Source organism: Arthrobacter sp. A2-55, from assembly GCF_025548615.1.
In the GTDB taxonomy this organism is placed as follows: Bacteria; Actinomycetota; Actinomycetes; order Actinomycetales; family Micrococcaceae; genus Specibacter; species Specibacter silviterrae.
The window spans coordinates 1-18,171 of record NZ_JAJLOZ010000086.1; the positions used below are offsets into that span (position 1 = coordinate 1).

13 protein-coding genes and 1 pseudogene are annotated in these 18,171 nt (G+C 64.9%); 4 read left to right on the top strand and 10 right to left on the bottom strand.

Features of this window, described 5'->3' with window-relative positions; translation table 11 throughout:
* Window positions 1–527, top strand: a 527-nt coding sequence (locus tag LPN03_RS18290; protein ID WP_262455418.1) for a LysR family transcriptional regulator substrate-binding protein, incomplete at its 5' end; no start/stop codon positions are given.
* A 73-nt stretch (window positions 528–600) separates the two neighbouring features.
* On the top strand, window positions 601–1,950 hold the full coding sequence (locus tag LPN03_RS18295) for an aminopeptidase C (protein WP_262455419.1): 1,350 nt from the start codon (window positions 601–603) through the stop codon (window positions 1,948–1,950).
* A 17-nt stretch (window positions 1,951–1,967) separates the two neighbouring features.
* Here LPN03_RS18295 and LPN03_RS18300 read toward each other — a convergent pair whose 3' ends face one another.
* Together LPN03_RS18300 and LPN03_RS18305 are read right to left on the bottom strand one after the other, a co-directional pair.
* On the bottom strand, window positions 1,968–3,449 hold the full coding sequence (locus tag LPN03_RS18300) for an arylsulfatase (RefSeq protein ID WP_262455420.1): 1,482 nt from the start codon (window positions 3,447–3,449) through the stop codon (window positions 1,968–1,970).
* A 395-nt stretch (window positions 3,450–3,844) separates the two neighbouring features.
* Entirely contained in the window at window positions 3,845–6,127 is a 2,283-nt protein-coding gene (locus LPN03_RS18305; protein ID WP_262455421.1) for a discoidin domain-containing protein, read from the bottom strand.
* A 117-nt stretch (window positions 6,128–6,244) separates the two neighbouring features.
* Between LPN03_RS18305 and LPN03_RS20860 the strand changes: the two are divergent.
* A pseudogene (locus LPN03_RS20860) lies at window positions 6,245–6,418 on the top strand (Chromate resistance protein ChrB); the annotation flags it as partial.
* A 36-nt stretch (window positions 6,419–6,454) separates the two neighbouring features.
* Here LPN03_RS20860 and LPN03_RS18310 read toward each other — a convergent pair.
* The 7 genes from LPN03_RS18310 to LPN03_RS18340 all read right to left on the bottom strand — a co-directional run bounded on the left by LPN03_RS18310 (window position 6,455) and on the right by LPN03_RS18340 (window position 13,892).
* Window positions 6,455–6,883, bottom strand: coding sequence for a hypothetical protein (locus tag LPN03_RS18310; protein WP_262455423.1), 429 nt, complete (start codon window positions 6,881–6,883; stop codon window positions 6,455–6,457).
* 248 nt (window positions 6,884–7,131) lie between these two features.
* Window positions 7,132–7,590: a hypothetical protein gene (locus tag LPN03_RS18315; protein ID WP_262455424.1), complete on the bottom strand. Its 459-nt coding sequence runs from the start codon at window positions 7,588–7,590 to the stop codon at window positions 7,132–7,134.
* 110 nt (window positions 7,591–7,700) lie between these two features.
* A complete protein-coding gene (locus LPN03_RS18320) occupies window positions 7,701–8,876 on the bottom strand; it encodes a Gfo/Idh/MocA family protein (protein WP_262455428.1) in 1,176 nt (391 codons plus the stop codon).
* Between the two features lie 90 nt (window positions 8,877–8,966).
* Window positions 8,967–9,992: a LacI family DNA-binding transcriptional regulator gene (locus LPN03_RS18325; protein ID WP_165180143.1), complete on the bottom strand. Its 1,026-nt coding sequence runs from the start codon at window positions 9,990–9,992 to the stop codon at window positions 8,967–8,969.
* 190 nt (window positions 9,993–10,182) lie between these two features.
* Window positions 10,183–11,820 carry a sugar ABC transporter substrate-binding protein gene (locus LPN03_RS18330; protein ID WP_262455425.1) on the bottom strand — a complete coding sequence of 546 codons (1,638 nt, stop codon included), beginning with the start codon at window positions 11,818–11,820 and terminating at the stop codon, window positions 10,183–10,185.
* Window positions 11,821–11,879: 59 nt separating this feature from the next.
* Window positions 11,880–12,803, bottom strand: coding sequence for a carbohydrate ABC transporter permease (locus tag LPN03_RS18335; protein ID WP_262455426.1), 924 nt, complete (start codon window positions 12,801–12,803; stop codon window positions 11,880–11,882).
* A gap of 27 nt (window positions 12,804–12,830) precedes the next feature.
* Window positions 12,831–13,892 (bottom strand): ABC transporter permease, encoded by a 1,062-nt coding sequence (locus tag LPN03_RS18340; RefSeq protein ID WP_370875245.1) that lies wholly within the window; start codon window positions 13,890–13,892, stop codon window positions 12,831–12,833.
* Between the two features lie 320 nt (window positions 13,893–14,212).
* On the opposite strand from LPN03_RS18340, the gene LPN03_RS18345 reads away from it, so the two are divergent.
* Window positions 14,213–15,196 (top strand): formylglycine-generating enzyme family protein, encoded by a 984-nt coding sequence (locus LPN03_RS18345; RefSeq protein WP_410468620.1) that lies wholly within the window; start codon window positions 14,213–14,215, stop codon window positions 15,194–15,196.
* Here LPN03_RS18345 and LPN03_RS18350 read toward each other — a convergent pair.
* A partial coding sequence (locus LPN03_RS18350; RefSeq protein WP_262455427.1) for a glycoside hydrolase domain-containing protein occupies window positions 15,177–18,171 on the bottom strand: 2,995 nt, incomplete at its 5' end. The genes LPN03_RS18345 and LPN03_RS18350 overlap by 20 nt on opposite strands.

The window sequence follows — 18,171 nt, forward strand, 5'->3', positions numbered from 1 at the left end:
ACGTGGCCCAGCACGACTTCCCCGCGTTGACCGCGCGCTACGACCTGGTCCTGGCCCACCGCATGGACCACAGCCCGGCCTGGCCGGAGTCTCGGGTGCGCGTCATCCCGCTGGCCCACGAGCCGCTGGACATTGCCGTGGCCGCGGGCCACCCGCTGGCAGCCAAGGCCTCCCTGTCCCCCGAGGACGTGGTGGCGTACCCGTGGGTGGCCAGCCGCAGCGGGTACTCGCCGGCGGACGTGCTGACGGCCATCGGCGCCGTCGCCAGCCGGCCCGTCAACGTGGTCCACCGGATCAACGACTATTCGACGGCGGCGGCGCTGGTGTCCACAGGTGACGTGATCGGCCTGCTCCCCCGCTATACGGCCAGCCCTGCCCTGAACCCGGGCGTGGTGCTGCGGCCCCTGACGGGCATCAGTACCCGCCGCCGGATCGACCTGCTGGTCCGGCCGGAAAACCTCAAGCGCGCCTCGGTCACGCTGGTGGCGCAGGCCCTGCAGCAGGTCATGGCAGAGCTGGCTCGCTGAGTGTTCGTGATTGTTTTGGGTCATTTATATCCACTGTTTGCCACGCTCCCCGATTCGGGATAAAACGGAATACATGACCACCATCACACAAGTGCCCACCGTCCCCCTGACCGCCGAACAGCTGGCCGGCATGAACAGCGCGTTCGCCGCCGACCCTGTCTTGAAGCGCACCCAAAACGCCATCGCGAGGGTCAGCGTTGACGAGCTCGCCATCGACCACCAGCTCGCCACGGCACTGTCCACCACCGTCTCCAACCGCATTGACGACTGGAAGGTGACGAACCAGAAGAAGTCCGGGCGCTGCTGGCTCTTTGCGGCACTGAACCTGCTGCGCGCTGGCGCCAAGGAAGTGCTGGACGTCAAGGAATTCGAGTTTTCGCAGAACTACGCCATGTACTTCGACAAGCTGGAACGGGCCAACTACTTCCTGCAGTCCATCCTGGACACGGCCGAACGCCCCGAGGACGACCGGCTGGTCTCCTACCTGTTGCAGACCTTGATGGGCGACGGCGGCCAGTGGGACATGGCCGTCAACGTTTTCCGCAAGTACGGCGCCGTACCCAAGGCCGCCATGCCGGAGACGGAATCTTCCTCCAACACGGGCCGGATGAACGCCGTGCTCTGCTCCCTGCTGCGGCGGGGTGCCCATGAGCTGCGGGCCCTCCGCAGCGCCGGCGACACCGCCGCGGAAGGGCAGGCCCGGGAGCGGATCATCGCCGAAGTGCACCGGATCCTCACGCTCCACCTGGGCACGCCGCCGTCGTCCTTTGAGTGGGAGTACACCGACGACAAGAAGGCCTTTCACCGCGAGGGTGTGCTGACTCCGCAGGAATTCCTCGCCAAGTACACCACCATCACGCTGGACGACTACGTCTGCCTGGTGGACGATCCCCGCGCGGAGCACCCCAAGGGCAGCACTCTGACGGTGGAGCACCTGGGCAACGTGGTCGGCGCCGCGCCCGTGCTGTACCTCAATGTGGACATCGCCCTGGCCAAGCGGCTGGCCAAGGAGGCCATCCTTGACGGGCAGCCGGTCTGGTTTGGCTGCGATGTGGGACCGCAGATGGTCCGCAAGGACGGCATCTGGGATGCCCGGCTGTACGACTACGCGGGCCTGTACGGCGCCGAGCTGGCCATGGACAAGGAGACCCGGGTCCGCTTTGGTGAGTCGGCCATGACTCATGCCATGCTGCTGACGGGCGTTGACGTGCTCGACGGCGAAGCCCGGCGCTGGCGGGTCGAGAACAGCTGGGGCGACGAGAACGGCGACCAGGGTTTCTACACCATGGCTGACAACTGGTTCGATGAGTACGTCTTCGAGGTGGTTGTGGACAAGTCACGGTTGTCTGCTGAGCTGCAGGAGGCGCTGCAGGCCGATCCCATCGTGCTGCCGGCATGGGACCCCATGGGCGCCCTGGCGTAAACAAAGCACGACGGCGGCTATTTCCCGGCGGCAATCCGCTCCTGCGTGTGCGCCAGAATCGAGACAACAGGCCGGCCTGCAACCAGTTCACCGTCCTGCACGAAGCCTTCTTCACGGCCGTCAAGTGTCGCCACCATTCTGGCCCGCCAAAGCTGGCGCAGTGGTGCCGATGCCTCGTCATGGGCCAGGTTGCGGCATTCATCGGGATCCGTTGTCAGGTCAAAGAGCTGCTCCACTCCCTTGGCGGAACCCCACACATATTTGATCCTGCCGTCCGTCAGCCAGTGGATGTTCTGGGAAAAATAAATGTGCTCGCCGTGCAGCCAGTCCCTGACCGGGCCGGCGGCCGCTTCGCCGCGAACGTGCGGCGCGAGTGACTTGCCGTCCACCGAATCCGGAATGTCCACGCCGGCCAAGTCAAGGAGGGTGGGCATGATGTCCCGGAGCTCAACGACGTCGTCCATGACGGCGCCCCGGGCCGAGTCCTTGGCGGACGGTGCATCGGCGATGATGAAGGGGACGCGCGCCGAGCCTTCATAGGGCAGCGCCTTGCGGAACATGTGGTGGTCGCCCATCATTTCGCCATGGTCGGAGGTAAAGGCGATGATGGTGTCCTCGGCGAGGCCGAAGTCCGCGAGGGATTCCCTGATCCGGTTGATCTGCAGGTCAATCTGGGCCATCAGGCCGTAATAGCCGGCCCGGGCGCGGTGGACGGTCCTGTCAGGCAGCTCGCCGAAGGCCGCCTGGTAGTCGCCGTCCTTGCGGAACTCATCCCAGTCCTGTTCCCAGTCACCTTCGACCGGTTTGTAGGGGTCAATGTCCAGGTACTGGTCATAGGCCCACTGGGGCGGGTCGTAGGGCGGATGCGGCCGGTGCCAGGAAAGATAGAGAAAGAATGGCTTGGAGGGATCGCGCCGATACATCCAATCGATCGCCTGGGTGCCGATCCAGTGGCTCGGGTGCAGGTGTTCGGCCTTGTCCCACGGCCGGGCCACGACGGAGTTGCAGTTGACCCCGTTGTCAAAGTACTCCCCTTCGGGGGTGCTGCCGGGCTGGCGGCGCAGCCACGGCACATAGTCGTCGAAGAAGGCAAAGTTTTGCTTGAAGTTTTTCCGCGAGTAGTGGAGGAACCCGTCGTGCAGGATGACGTCGTCGAACCCTATGCGCGACCGTTCCGGGTAGACATGCATCTTTCCAATGGCCTGGGTGTGGTAGCCAGCCTTCCTGAATGCTCCTTGGATGGTCACCGGGTGTGCCACGTCAAAGGGGACGCCTTCGTTGTAGCCAACCCGGCCGTGCTTCTCCTGCGACTGGCCGGTGAAGAGTGCAACACGGGCCGGGACACAGGTTGGCGTGGCCGAATATCCCTTGGAAAACCTGACGCCGCCCCGCGCCAGCTCGTCCAGGTGGGGAGTTTCCACGTACGGATGGCCGTCGGCTGAAAGGCAGTCGCCGCGCCATTCATCGACACAGATGAGAATTACATTTGGCTTGCCCATCGCTGGAAAGCATCTCCTTCATAGAGTCCGTGGGGTCGAGACTTGCACTAGCTGGGCGTATCAAGCACTCAGCAGTTTAGGCGGTGAGCCGCGCACTAAGGACAGTTCCGCCCGGAGCGGTAACTGAAACGGTGATGGCATTGCCCGTATCTTCAACCATAACGTCCGCGGGCCCTGTCTCCACGGCACCGCCGGCCAGGCGCACGAGCGATGCGAAGGAGCGGCGAGGCCCCGTGAAGGCACCTTGAAGGTAAGGCACAATGGTGCGACTCCCCGTGGGGATAGTCCAATGGCAGCGGCCTTGACAGGGTGCGGGGTGCACAGGGAAACGGCTCCCGGGAGCAACCTCCGGGAACCGCCCAGCGCCTATCTTTTTCGGCCAGCAGCCGTCGTCGTTAGTTGAGCGGGGTCAACGTCAGGGTTTGCGCGGCCGCCTGCGCTCCGTTGCCCACTGTGCTGCCAGAGGAATCGGTCCAACTGCGGAAGGGTGTTGTCAAGGCCTGCCCGGAGCCGGCCGGCAGCGAAATGACCAGGCCGCTGTAGCGGTTAACCACACTGTAATTGCCCGTTGCCGTGCCGTCCGGTGTGGTTCCGGGGATGACAAACCACTGCTGGGCCGTCTGGCCTGGCTTGGCGGTGGGAGTGACCGAGAGATTCGCACCCCAAGCGCGGCCTGCCGTGTCGTTCGAGACCCCGAGCGCACCGCCGCTTGCCGCATTGGTGAGGCTGTAGGAACCATCGCCGTTACTGGTGAAGGTCCACGCTGCCGATGCCTTGGCCGAGGTGCTGGAAATGATCTTGGTGGCGCTTGAACCGCCCTGCTGGGCTAGGGCAAGGCCAAGGCCATTGGTGACCGTGTAGCTCTTGCTGGTGTCGATCACGGGGGCCGGCGGGGCCGCGTTCTGGTCGATGGTGACGTTCGCGTACTCGCTGGCGGATCCGTTGGAGCAGCCGAAGGAGCAGTAGGAGCGGAAGGACTTGCCCACGATGTTCGAACTCGTGGCGTTGGCAGGGTCGATGAACCAGCGGTACCACGAGGCCGTAGTGTAGGACCCGGTGTCCCCCACCAGGGTCCACTTGGGCGTTGCCAGGCTCTTGGTGGCGTAATACTGTTGCGGGGCGTTGCCGCTCTGGTCAGGATTCTGCGGCTCGCCAATGTACAGGCCCAGGTAGGCGTCGTAAGTGACATCCATGACGAACAGCGGCGAAGTTGCCGGCATCAGGCCCGCTGCAATTTGCACGGACGCTGTGCCGGGCATGAGAGGGTTGTACTCGCTAGCCGTGGGGGTGTAGCCGGTGGTGTTGGCCGGGCTGACGGGAACCAGGTTGCTCTCCTTGCCGCCGAGGCCCGGCTGCTGCCAGGAGCCGTCGTAGTATTTGCTCCACGATCCTGGGGCCATCTTGTCAGCGATCGGTGCGCGGGCTACGTGTTCGTAGAATGCCGCCCAGCTTCCGGTCTTGTCCACGATCCGCGAGCCGTAGTACATGTAGAAATAGCCGGAGGCGGTGTCTACGAAGAGGCGCGGGTCGCCGTCCCCGTAGTCGTAGGTCTGCTGCGGAAACGTGGAGGTGTCTCCCCTGACGGTGCTGAAAGGGGTGGTGATGACCTGGTTCTTGATGGTCCAGGTCTTGCCCTGGTCGGCGGAGACGGCGAAGTCGATGGCGTCGAAGTGCAGTCCGTCGCCAAACGGCTGCGGCGTGAATTCGTTGTGGACCAGCCCGTACCAGTTCCCGGTGTCCGGGTCGACCCAGAGCTGGGTCAGGTCGCAGTAGTCGCGCTGGGCGTAGTTGGAACCGGCTGGCGCAAATGTGGCCGTCAGTCCTGTGGGACTGTTGTTGCAGCGCTCGGTTGTGTCGCTGTTCTTGTCAGCAGGGTTGGTGGGGCTGACCGCCTGGTTGATGGCGGCGTCGGGCACAGCAGTGTCCAAGTTGTCACCGGTGTTGAAGGACCAACTGCGCGAGTCCGTGAGGCCGTAAAGCGAGTGTGCCGATTCGTAGTGGAACGTGCCGTCCTTGTCGATGAAGGGGCTCGCTGACGTGTCGTCCGGGTTGGACCATGGCCCCAACGTCCCCACTGTGACGCCGTACGGCGGAGGCGCCACCGCCGCGCCGGATGTGAAAGCACTAATCTCGGAGATGGCGGCATAGTTGGAGCCGCTGACAGTGCTGTCAGCCTCCAGTTTGATGAAACGTGCGGTCACGGGCATGTTGAAGGAGACGGACTGTACCTGTGTGTTGCTGTTTGGCTGGGTAAAGGCGCCCGTTGCCACCGGCTGCCCCCAGTCGCCGGTGGTGGACTGGGCAGTGGCGACGTTGTTGGTGGCGAAGACCTTGTAATTCTGGATGGGACCATTTGACTGGTTCTTCACCGAGTACTCGAGGCCAGTCACGTTGTATGTAGCGCCAAGGTCCACGGCAAGCCAGTGCGGCATCGCGGTGGCCAGCGAAGTCCATTCCGTGTTCACGTCCCCGTCGATGGCCGCCTTGGCCGTGCCGTCAAGCGACGGTGGGGCCGGGTATGCGGGCGACTGGGAGTCGAAGCTGGCAATGGAGTACTGGCTCTCCGGAATCACCGTACCGGGAGGCACCGAGGTGGCCGCTACTGCGGGGGACATGCCGGAGAGAGGGGCGGCGGAAAGGGCCGCGGCGGCCGCGATTGCGGCGAGAGTGATTTTCATGTGATTTGAGTGTGCCATGACGTTACCTAGCTGCGATGGTAGGGCCGGAACGGGGTGAAGTACGCTCTAGATTACAGATATGATATCGATAACACAATGAAAATTTTCATGACCGAGATGGCATTCAGACCCAGTCGACCGCCATGTTGCCAAGACTCCACCGCCGCGCGCCATGTCACGTCCCGGCATCGCGTCGCCGTTTGGCGCCGGCTGCGGAGGGTGGGCGCGGTCCCTGTGTTCTCCGGCGTGTGCGCGCTGCCTGCCGGGCCGGCCTTCAAATCGGACATGGCCAGGTCATCCCGGAGTGCATTCATGGTCTGCGCCCCTTCATGCGGTCGCCACATCGCCGCGGCGCATCGCAAGGTGGAAATCGTGGCCTATTTTTACAACACCGGCAACGGACCAGCTCGGCTCCCGGCCGTCGACGTTGTTCCGGATCCGCACCGTGCCGTCCCGGCCGGCAACAACCGTGAGCGAGGTGGTGACGTTGCCTTGCCGGCCGGCCGCAACCCCGAGCCCGCCCGCCGCGCGCAGCTCGCTGAAGCTGGCGCCGGCCCGTTGTGCTGGAACGGCGGGGAAAATCCGCAGGACCTCCCATTCCGGTGTGCCCGGCGTCGGACTCCAACTTTGCAGCAGCATTTCCTGGACCACCTGCATCGCCGCGAAATTGCCTTCCAGGGTGAACGGCCGATGGGTGTAGGCCGAGTGTCTCAGTCCGGACTGGTCGCCTTTGGAGGCGTTGTCCCACTTCGGCACACCAGGGGTAGGCGCGTTTGGCCAGAATCTCCGAGCCACGGGCAAAACGTCAGTGCAGGTAAAACCTATGCGCGTTCCAGGCGCCCATGGATGGCGACATCGCATACTGGCTCCACCCGGCCAGTGGCCGGCCTTTGCCGGACATCACCCCCGGCGAGGCCAGCCCGGACGTGCCGTAAAAGTCCCAAGCAAACTGGCGGAATACGGGGGCCGGTTCCCACAGAAAATCCAGGTTGGACTCCCCCGACTCAAAATCCCCCGACGCCTGGCATACCGACTACCTCAGCTGCATTGAGGCCATTGTGGCAATCGCCCTTCCACGGGGGCAGGCCGCCGTCCGCACTCCCTGGATCGGCCTGGGCGGGGGCACCCTTCCGCGAACCGGCGCCGTAAAGGTAACCGTTGAACCGGAAGTTGCGTTGGATGCCCGCGTCGGGAAGTTGCATGGACGCTTGCCCGGCAGTTGTTGTGGCGGTGCCTTGGGCGGTGGCGAGGTCCAGCTCGAATTCTTTCAGCCTCTGCCCGGGCTCCAAGCGAAGTTCCAGGCGTCCGGCCGGAGGCTTGGTGGGTGTCAGGCCGCGGTAGAACTTGCCCCATGGATCGGGGTCGTCGCCGGCCCCGTTCCATGGATGCTCTTTCCACCACTCCTGTTCGCCATGGGTGCGCTCATCCCATAGGTCACCGCGGTCCAGGGAAAGGCGCAGCACATTTCCCTCACCCCACAGGAGCCCGCCCAGCAGCCCGTTGCCCAGTGGAAGTGCATCCTATCCTCCCAGGACGTGGCGGTCAGCGATGGATGGATGGCGAAGCCTTTGCGTTAGACGGCGGTGCGGACGGGCTGGCCGGCTTTGAAGTACTCCACGAGATTCGCGGGCAGTTCAGGCACTTCCAGGGCGCCACCGCCGGAGCGCAGCGACTGGGCGGCAAGCACGCCTGCGGCCACGGCTTCTCTGGCCGCGACCGGGGAAGTTGCGGTGGCGCCGCCGTCGCGGGCAAAGCGCAGGAACTCCGCGATCAGGAGCGGGTCCGCACCGCCGTGGCCGCCGTCGCCGTCCCGGATCTCCACCTTTTGGTCGGGCTCCACGAAGCCGTCCTGGGACCTAGTCGTCCAGACATGGATCTTGTCGCCGGGGTTGTCGCCAAAGTTCTCGATGCGGCCCTTGGTGCCAATGACCGTGTAGTTGCGCCAGTAGTCGGGCGTGAAGTGGCACTGCTGGTAGGAGGCCAGGGCGCCGTTGTCCAGGACCATCTGCATCATGGAGATGTCCTCGACGTCGATGACGGGGTTCAGGTCTGTCTGTTCGGTGGGCGGCCAGTTCTCCAGCGAGAACCAGTCCCACATGCGCCTGTCCGAGTTGTCCCGCCGGCTCTTCACGTCCCCGTACACGGCCAGGTCGCCGATGGCGGACACGCGCCGGGTGTAGCCGCTGGCCAGCCAGTGGATCACGTCAATGTCATGGGCACCCTTTTGCAGCAGCAGCGAGGTGGTGTTGGCGCGCTCGGCGTGCCAGTCCTTGAAGTAGTAGTCCCCGCCGTTGCCCACAAAGTGCCGGCACCAGACCGCCTTGACCTCTCCGATGGCCCCGGACTGGATGAGCTCGCGCATCTGCACCACAACGGGCATGTGGCGCATGTTGTGCCCCACGTACAGGCGGGTTCCGGTCTCAAAAGCAGTGGTCAAAATGGCATCGGCAGCCTCCAGTGTCACGTCGAGGGGTTTCTCGCAGAAGGTGGGGATCCCGGCCTTGAGGGTTTCCAAGGCAATCAGCGCATGCTTGTTGTCCGGCGTCAACACCAGCACCGCATCCAGCCCGGCGTCCAGGAGTTCCTGAAGGTCGCCCGTGACAGCCGCCGTCGGAATCTTGTCTGCGGCGTCCGCACGGCCGCGCTCCGAAACATCGCAGACCATCACCACTTCCGAACCTTCGCCGGGCCGGTGCACGTGGCGCCACAGCGAAGCCCGCAACCCGAAGCCAACAAGGCCAACGCGCATGTCGCGGGTGGTCCGGGCAGGCCCGGGCACAGCTTCAACCAAATCTGTCACAACACTTCTTCTCTCTTGCTTGAAATTCATGGCCTTGTATCAATGTGTGGAGCCCGGTGCGGAGTCCCGCACAAACAGCTGCCATGGGAACTCCAGGACCTGCGCCGGCGCGGAGGGGTCCTTGGCCCTGTCAACCAGGAAGCGGGCCAGGCCGTCAAAGAAGCCTGCCGGACCCACGCTGGTCAACGACGGCGCCATGGCCTCGCCCTGCAGGGTGTTGCCGATGCCCACCACAGCAACGTCCTCGGGCACTGACAGCCGGAGCCGCTGGGCCGCATGTATCGCCGCAATGCCGACAAAGTCGGAGGTGGCGAAGATGGCGGTGGGCGGGTCCGGCTGGCTGAGCAGCTGGACAGCGGCCTGGTAGGCACTCAGTTCGTCGCCGTCAAAGGTCGCCACGTATTTGTCCTGGAGCGCCAGTCCCGCCCTTTCCAGGCCCCGCACGTAGGCGCCATACCGGCCCGCGCGCGCATTCTTGAGGCTGCTTGTCGAAGCCAGCGCAGCCACCTTGGTGTGCGTGGCGGTCAAGTGGTCCATGGCCTGGTCCATGGTCGTTCCGGCCATGGAGCGGACCACGTCGAAGCCGTTGGGTTCAAGGGTTTCACTGAACACGACCAGCCTGTTGCTGCCGGCCAGCTCGGCGAGCAGTCCGGCGTCGCCCTCCTGGTCCGCTGCGTCGATGAAGACGACGTCGGCCCCTTGGCGCCGGATGGCCGTCCGCCAGTCGGTGTCGGCAAGGATCATGGGCGTGATGCCCACATCCGCCACGGCCGCACCGACGGCCTTGCTCACGGACAGCGACCAGGGGTCGGAGAGCATGGTCAGCGACAGCATCATCAGGTTCGATTTTCCGGTGCGGATGGTCCGCGCCGCCTGGTTGGGCCGGTAGCCCAGACCCAATGCCGCCTGCCGCACGCGGAGTTCTGTCTGGCTCGAAACGCCGGGGGAACCAGCCTTGCCGGACCGTCCGGAGAGCACGTAGGAAACCGTGGCCGTGGAGACCCCGGCGGCCTGGGCCACGGTGCGGATGGTGGCGCGCCGCGCCGGTGTGACTGGCGAATTCATGGGCTCCCCTTGTTTCCTTGGATGATTCCCGGCATCCGGGCCATCTCTGACATGGTCCGTAAACCGCTTGACTGCACTTTTGTCGAGCCTACATGCGCCGTGGCGTCAAGGATTTCCTGCCGCCACGGCCCCTTCCCCTGCAGCCGGTGGGCCCGGCCGGGCGGGCCTTCTGGAAGGCCCGCCCGGCGTCCTAGGCGAGCGCCTTCTGGTATTCCTCGCGCATCTTGTCTCCGCCGCCGTTCTTCCACTTGGTGACGGCCGCGTCCCAGGTGTCCACGCCGGCCCGGCCGGTGAGGATGTCCGTGGCCGTGTCCCGCGCGGCAGTGGTCAGCTTGGCGCCAACCTTGGAGTTGGTGTCGGAGTACGTGCCGGCAGTGGGGTTCCGGCTGGCGTACTTCAGCAGTTCCTTGGAAGCGTCATAGATGGCCTGGGTGTCCTTGGTGAACTGCGCGCTGTAGATCGGGTTCTCCGGGCTGGACATGATGTTCAGGGCGCTGACCAGGCCAGGGGCATTGGTGTTTCCGTCCTTGGTGAAAACGGGGTTGCCGGACTGGTCGAAGGTGAAGTCGGCTCCTTCCGTGCCGTAGTTCTTCTGCAGGTATTCCGCGCTTCCGAAGGGCGCGGCCATCCAGTTGTAGAAGTCCAGGACTTCGCGGATTCGCTTTTCATCCGAGGTCTTTTTCAGCGGCGTAAAGCCAACGGTGCCGTAGCCCATGTCATACACGGGAGTGATCTTGCCGTCATGGCCAAAGGGAATGAGCACCTCCCCGAAACGGGTGGGGTCGGCGGACCGGGCCTCGCTGATGCCCTTGGGACCCACCGAAACATACGCGGCCAGCTTGTTGGCCACGAAGGGGGTGCTGAAACTGGAAAGGGTGGTGTCCGGGTTGAAGAATCCGGTCTTGAACACCTTGGCGGCGAATTCCAGCATGGCCTTGTATTCAGGTGTCTCATACATGTGGGTCAGCGTCTTGTCCTTGTTCAGGCGCCACGTGGTGGGCACCCCGAACCACTCGCCGAACATGTGCATTTCGTTGATGTAGTCGCTGCCTAGCACAAAGCTCCCGGGGAATGCCTTGGCAACCTCGGCACCCTTCGCCATGAAGTCGTCCGTGGAGGTGAACTTGAAGCCCCCCACCTTGCTCCACATCTGCGGGTTTCCGATCATGACCTGGCCCATGGGGGTGGACGGGATGGGCGCACCCCAGATCTTCCCGTTGACCACGGCAGTTTTCCAGGAGGCCGGCTTCAGCGCAGCGAGGTTGGGGTACTGCAGCACGGCGTCACCTGAAAGGTATTTAGTCAAGTCGGTGAACTTGGCTTCGAGCATGGGGCCGACGTTGGGGATGCCCTGGTTCGGCGGCAGCCACATGAGGTCCGGGATGTCACCGCTGGCCAGCATGGTGGCGAACTTGTCCGGGTAGCCCGGGTCTGTGCCGATGGTCAGGTTCAGATTGGCGCCGAGGGCCGAGTTGAGGCGCTTCCAGAACGGGTTGGAGTCCATTCCGGGAGGCGGCGTTTCGAACGTTTCCGTGTACGCGGAGAGGCTCTGCGTCAGGGGCGCCTTGCTGGTTGTCTTGACAAACGTTCTCGGCATGGACAGAAAGGCCGGCTGCAGGCCTTCCGCATTGCCCGGGAGGTCCGGTTTGATGCCGGTGAACTCCTTGTAGGTGGGCAGCTTGACCGCGGCCGAGGCGGCTGCGTCGCCGCCGGATGCGGACGGGCCGCAGCCCGTCAATGAGGTGCCGATGGCGATGGTCGCGGCGCTGACGCCGAGCATGCCCAGGAATCCCCTCCGGCTGTAGCCGGTGGTGGTAGCTGATGACATCGTGCTTGCCTTTCGTTGGTGTTCGTATCGGTTGGTCTGGCTGGTTGGTTTGGGAGGGCCTAGCCCTTGACGGCGCCGGTGATGACGCCCTTGGTGAAGTGCCGCTGCAGGAACGGGTAGACAAGCAGGATCGGCACCAGCGCCACCACCACCACTGCCATTTGGAGTGACTGCGGCTGGGCATGTACCGCAACGCCCAACTGGTCTGCCGCCATGGACTTCCCTTGCAGGACGTAGGAGCGAAGCACCACCTGGACAGGCCACTTGGCCGTGTCATTGAGGTACAGGAGCGCGTTGAAGAACGAGTTCCAGATGCCTACGGCGTAAAAAAGCCCGACGACGGCGGTCACGGCCTTGGACAGCGGCAGCACCATGGTCCACAGGATCTTCCAATCGCTGGCCCCGTCGATCCGGGCGCTTTCGATCAGTTCGCCGGGGATGTTCATGAAGAAGGAGCGCATGACGACAAAGTTGAAGCCGCCCAGGGCCCCGGGCAGGATCAGCGACCAGAGGCTGTCAATGAGGCCCAGCTGCTTGATCATCAGATACATGGGAATGATCCCTGCGCTGAAGAGCATGGTGAAAAGCACGGCGAGGACCACGGGGCGGCCAAACAGCACCGGGCGGCTGGTGGCGTACGCCAGCAGGATCGTGACGAACAGGGCAATGGCGGTGCCAACGACCGTAATGAAGGCGCTGACCCCCAGGGCGCGGATCATGAGGTTCCCGGAGAAGAGGGTCCGGTACGCATCAAGGTTGGGGTGCGTGGGCCACAGCACGTAGCCCCCGGACTGGATGATCTGCTGGTTGTCCGCGAACGACGTCGCGAAGACCACCAGCACGGGCAGGCCGATGCAGGCGGTGACCACCACCACGATCAGGACCTTGAGCCCTGAGTACAGGAGCGACGGCTTTTCCTTCCAGGCTGGCCTGGTGGGGGAATAGCTGAGCCCGGACGCCTTGCGCTTCAAGAGCGAAGTCATGTGAGTTCTCCTTCCGGCAGGCGGTGCCTAGCCGACCTTCTTCTGAAAGAGCCCGGCTTCGCCGAACTTGTGGGCAAGGGAGTTGGCGCCCCAAATGAGCAGCGCGCTGATGACGCCCTTGGCGAGGCCGGCCGCGGCGCCGGCACTCCAGTCGCCGCCGATCACGCCCGAATAGTAGACGTAGGTGTCCAGGACTTCCGCGGCGCCGGGGCCCACGTTGTCGCGCTGCAGGATGAACTGCTCGAAGCCGACGCTGAGAATGTCGCCGATGCGCAGGATGAGCAACAGGATGATGACCGGCCGCAGGGCAGGCAGCGTGACGTGCCACAGGCGGCGCCAGCGTCCCGCGCCGTCGGCCGCTGCCGCTTCGTAGAGGGAGACGTCAACCGTGGACAGGGCTGCAAGGAAGATGATCATGGCCCAGCCGGCATCCTTCCAGACCAGCTGGATGGTGGCCATCAGCGGAAACGTGGTGGGGTCCGTCATGAACGGGATGGACCCCATCCCCATCAGCTTGAGCATGTTGTTGATGAAGCCGGCGCCGCCCAGGAATTCCTGAAAGAACGTGATGACCAGGACCCAGGACAGGAAGTGCGGCAGGTACACGATCGACTGGAACACGTTGCGGATGCGCCGTGGCGAGAGCGAGTCAACCACCAGGGCCAGGATGATCGGCACCGGGAAGAACAGCACCAGCTGGGTGACTGCAAGAACCATGGTGTTGCGGAAGGCGTCCAGGAAGGCGGGGTCATCGAACAGCCCCACGAACTTTTCCATGCCCACGAAAGGGGCCTCGAAGACGGTCAGGTACGGTTGGTAATCCTGAAAGGCGATCACGTTGCCGAGGATCGGGATGTAGGCGAACAGGAGCATGACCAGCACGCCGGGCACCATCATGAGCACCATCTGCCAGTCGCGGCGCCAGCGGACCTTGAACGGGACTGCGTGGGTCTTCGATTGCGCGGGGTTCTTGCTGCGGGATGCCCGCCCACGGCGGCGAGACGCCGTCTCGCCTCTTGCGTTCATTGGCCCGGCCTCCGCGGCGGGAGCCGAAGTCTCCAGGGTTTCCTGACGTGTCGTCGGGCTCATTGGTGCTCCTGGCTTGGGTTCGGTGGGTGGCTTCCAAGGGTGGGAGGAGTCACAGGACTGTGATGCCTGCCACACGTGTTAATCGTTTAACAAAGATAAGCCATGAAAATGAATCATGCAAGATCATGATTCAAATTCTCCAAATAAGTCACAATCACGCATGGTGAGGGATTTCCCGCTGCGTTTCCTGCCTGGACTTCCCTTGCCGGTCTGCCATCCGGCGCCACCGCGCGTGATGCGTCACAATGGAGGGTAGAGCCCCGCGCAGCTCCGGACGGCCGGCCGGACGGACGCGTGCCCAGGCCTGAGAAGGAGAACCAGTGTCCAGTTGCTGCAGCCCGAAAGGCCGCCAGGCATCCCCGAACGCCCACGACGGACACGGACCGGAAGCCACCACCCCACTGGCGGTTGCGAACGCGGCCGCACCTGCCCACGAGGACGTGGCCATTCCCGCCGGCACCTTTGCCATGGGCGACCCTTTCGGCGAGGGTTACCCGGCCGACGGCGAAACGCCCGTGCACAGCGTTGCCATGTCCGCGTTCCGGATCGATGCCACGGCCGTCAGCAACACGCAGTTCGCAACATTCATCGACGCCACCGGGTACCGCACCGAATCCGAGGTGTACGGGACCTCCGCCGTTTTCCACCTGGCCGTCCAGGCGGGCACCCAAGACATCCTCGGCACCGCCTCCGGGACGCCCTGGTGGCTGAACGTCCGGGGCGCGGACTGGGCCCATCCGGCCGGGCGGCTCTCTTTCTGGGAAGACATCCCCGACCATCCCGTGGTGCAGGTTTCGCACACTGACGCACTGGCCTACTGTGCCTGGGCCGGACGGTCGCTGCCCACGGAGGCCCAGTGGGAATACGCGGCCCGCGGCGGTCTCGCCCAGGCCCGCTACCCGTGGGGCAACGAGCTTCACGGTACCGCGGCGGACGGCACCACTGTCCACCGCTGCAACATCTGGCAGGGCACCTTTCCCACCGAAAACACGGGCGACGACGGCCACCTCACCACCGCGCCCGTGCGGACCTTCGAGCCCAACGGCTATGGGCTGTTCCAGACCAGCGGCAACGTGTGGGAATGGTGTTCCGACTGGTTTCTGCCCAAGTACTACAATTCCTGCCGGGCCAAGGGCACCGTGGCGGATCCGCCCGGCCCCACCATCGGGCGGGGCCGGGTCATGCGGGGCGGCTCGTACTTGTGCCACGAGTCCTACTGCAACCGCTACCGGCTGGCCGCGCGCAGCTCCAATTCCCCCGATTCGGCCAGCGGCAACCTCGGCTTCAGGACTGTCGCCCCTTGACGACCAGCACAACGCCGCGGCCCGGCTCAACAGTGATGGCAGCCCCGGGTGCATAACCTGCCGCCTCCTGGAAGCCGGCGATCGCGGGCGCCGCAGCGCAGGCCCCGGCCAGGTGCGCAAACCCCGGCGCAAACTCCAACGTCACAGCCACCGGCGCCTCAGTCCAGCTGGCCAATGCGGTGACCAGCCCGGCGGGCGTGATCCAGCTGCTCGCCAGCACGCCGGGGTGGCTGGTGCGCACGGGCGAGCCCGGGTCCCAGTGCCCCACCATGTCCGCCGCAGCCAGCCCGTGGTCGGCCCAGAATTGCCACAGCGGCCGGTTGTCCACCCGCGGGGCCCGCCCCGTCATGCCAAAGACCAGGCCGCGCCAGGGGTTGCCTCCTCCTTCGAGCATCTCCCCCATGAGGCCGAACGGGATGCCGGAGACTTCCACCAGCCAGAACGCCGCGTCCGTGTTGTCATAGTCAAAGTACTCGCCGAGCCACAGCCTGTCCGTGTACGGCAGCTGTTCCATGTACAGGTTTGCCGACGGGTTCCAGCCGTCGCGTTCGGTGAACTGGTTGGCGGAGTGGAGATCGATCTCCGGGTCCGGGCACCGCCTCTCGAGCACCTTGCGGACGCGCTTCATGGCCTGCCGGTCATAGGCAATGTCATCGAGGTAGATGCCGTCCACGCCGGTGCGCCGCACCAGCTCGTCCAGACCTCGGATGTACCAGTTTTGCAGCCTCGACTCCCCCGCCGTCACCACCGCCACATCATCCACATTGGGCGCATGCCAGGCGGAAACGTAATTGCGGCCGGCATGTTCCTGCAGCCACATGTGCCCATGGCCGGGACCTCCACTGAAAATTTCCCCGCCCAGCGACAGCATCGGCAGCAGGTCAGGGCTGTGCGCCGTCAATTCCCGCACGGTGTCGTACACCTTGACCTTGAGGCCTGCGGCATGTGCCTCGGCCGTGTAGCTGGCCAGGGTTTCCGCGTGCAGCAAGGGGTCGTTGATAAATGGTGCCAGGGCGATGGCGTGGTGAATGTTGATGACCGAGGCCCCGGTTTCGGCAATGGCCTCCACGCTGCCCTGGTCGTGGAAGTAGCGGTTGGCAAGCTGGCGGCCCGGCTGGATTGGCTTGAAGGGGGTCAGCAGCAGGCGGAAGCCGTAGTTGAGGCTTTCCCCTGCTGCCAGGGTGCGGGGTCCGCTGAAGGCTTCAACACGCACGACGCCGGCGCCCCCTTCCGCGGCCGCCTCACGCAGGGTGACTCCCGCGGCACCGGCACCGTCACCGGTGTTGGCCCATGAGACGGGGGCGTTGAGCGGTTTCTCGTGGTAGAAATTCGTGTTCAGCGGGCGCTCGTAGTTGTCGTCGCGTAGGGCGAGCTGGACGCCGATGTTTGCATCCCCCAGCCACAGCGACTCCTGGTTGCGCGCGGTGACGTCCCAGGTCCAGTCGAGGCTGGTCATGCGGTCGCCGCCGGGCGTGCCCAGACCCATGGAATATGGCACCGCATCCTGGCGGAACGGCACCGCCAGGCGGACGTGGCCCAATTCCGCCAGGGCATCCCCGGCGTTGGAGAGCCGGACGGCGAAGGAGGCTGCGCCGTCGGCCTCCAGCTCACCGTCAACGGTGACCTGCAGCTTGTTCAGCTTGTTGGACCAGCTGCAACTCCAGCCGATGCGGGCCGGGCCGTGAACGCTGAACCGCAGCGGCGAATGTTGCCAGGCGGCCTGGCCGCCGGACTCGGGGGTGAAGGCAAAGGGGCCGGCCAGCAGCTCGCGGGCGGGTCCGCCCGCAGCCGTGACGGCGGGCGTAAAAGTGGAGGTGATTTGGGCCGGCAGGCCGTTGGCGCCCAGTTCCAGGGTTCGGCCGAGAATGCCCAGCGTGCGGCCCTGTTCATCCAGTGAAATTGCCGTGTAGGGGCGGACCAGTTCGTCATCCTGTGCCAGCGTCGAGTCCAGCCATGCCAGGCGGCGCAGCTGGCCAAGGTCGCCATAGCCGCCCGCGGCAATGTCAGGCTCCGCCTCGGGCAGGACTGTCAGCTCAACCGGGATGGTGGCGCTGCCAGCCGGGGAAGCCACCGTAACGGCGGCCTGCAGCGTGCCGCCGGCCGCCCCTGTTGGGACAGGCAAAATAATGAACAGTGCCTGGACCGTTCCTTCCGCGACATCCAATTCCTTGCTGAACGGCATCCCCAGCCGGTCCACGCCCTCGGTGTTGATGCACCTGCCTGCCACTTCCTGCCCGGCGGCGCTTGCCGCCACGGACACTGAAACCCCCGCCATTTCCGTGAGGGCATACAGGCCCAGTTGAAGCACGTAGTCCTCGCCGGGCTGTGCCTGGCCGGTCACGGTGGCCGGCGCTGGCATTCCCGCAGCGGCGACGGGCCCCCCGATGGCCCAGTGCGCTGGAACGCCGTCCTTCATGGAGATGGGGTGTTCCCGGTCCTGGGCAAAGAGGAGAAAGGCGGAGCCGCGGTGCCCGGCGTGCAGTGCCTCCAGCTCAGCCGCCGTGGGGGTGAAGTTCATCGGGGCAAAGCTGTCCCATTCGCTGGCCGCCTCGTAGCGAACGGCCCTCGCTTCGGGGAATTTGCCGTCGGCGGGCCCGTTTTCGGCCGGCCACACGCTGCCGGCAACCTCGAGCACCCAGCCCGGATCCGCCGTCGGCCTGGCCGGCAGGTACCTGGACTGGGGGTAGTAGGCGTGCCCGCCCATGGCGTAGGGCAGGTAGTAAAAGTAATAGCTGCCGGGTCCGTCCAGGGGCTCAAAGGTGAATGCACCGCGTTCCCTGGTCACTTCCGAAGCGGTGACATTGCGCACGCGCCGTCCGGACGCTGCGGACACCACGATGACATCCACGCCCTCGGGGTTTTCATCCTGCCGCCGCCAGGGCAGCACCACCGTGTTGGCGCGGGGGCCGGCAGGGACTTCCGACACCTCCACCACGATGCGGTGGTTTCCGTACAGCAGCTTGTCCCACTCCCCC

What these genes read in the sequence shown, in the direction of transcription:
- LPN03_RS18335 (WP_262455426.1), bottom strand. Translation starts at nt 12,803, where the DNA reads ATGACTTCGCTCTTGAAGCGCAAGGCGTCCGGGCTCAGCTATTCCCCC.
- LPN03_RS18305 (WP_262455421.1), bottom strand. Translation starts at nt 6,127, where the DNA reads ATGAAAATCACTCTCGCCGCAATCGCGGCCGCCGCGGCCCTTTCCGCC.
- LPN03_RS18320 (WP_262455428.1), bottom strand. Translation starts at nt 8,876, where the DNA reads ATGCGCGTTGGCCTTGTTGGCTTCGGGTTGCGGGCTTCGCTGTGGCGC.
- LPN03_RS18340 (WP_370875245.1), bottom strand. Translation starts at nt 13,892, where the DNA reads ATGAGCCCGACGACACGTCAGGAAACCCTGGAGACTTCGGCTCCCGCC.
- LPN03_RS18330 (WP_262455425.1), bottom strand. Translation starts at nt 11,820, where the DNA reads ATGTCATCAGCTACCACCACCGGCTACAGCCGGAGGGGATTCCTGGGC.
- LPN03_RS18325 (WP_165180143.1), bottom strand. Translation starts at nt 9,992, where the DNA reads ATGAATTCGCCAGTCACACCGGCGCGGCGCGCCACCATCCGCACCGTG.
- LPN03_RS18300 (WP_262455420.1), bottom strand. Translation starts at nt 3,449, where the DNA reads ATGGGCAAGCCAAATGTAATTCTCATCTGTGTCGATGAATGGCGCGGC.
- LPN03_RS18295 (WP_262455419.1), top strand. Translation starts at nt 601, where the DNA reads ATGACCACCATCACACAAGTGCCCACCGTCCCCCTGACCGCCGAACAG.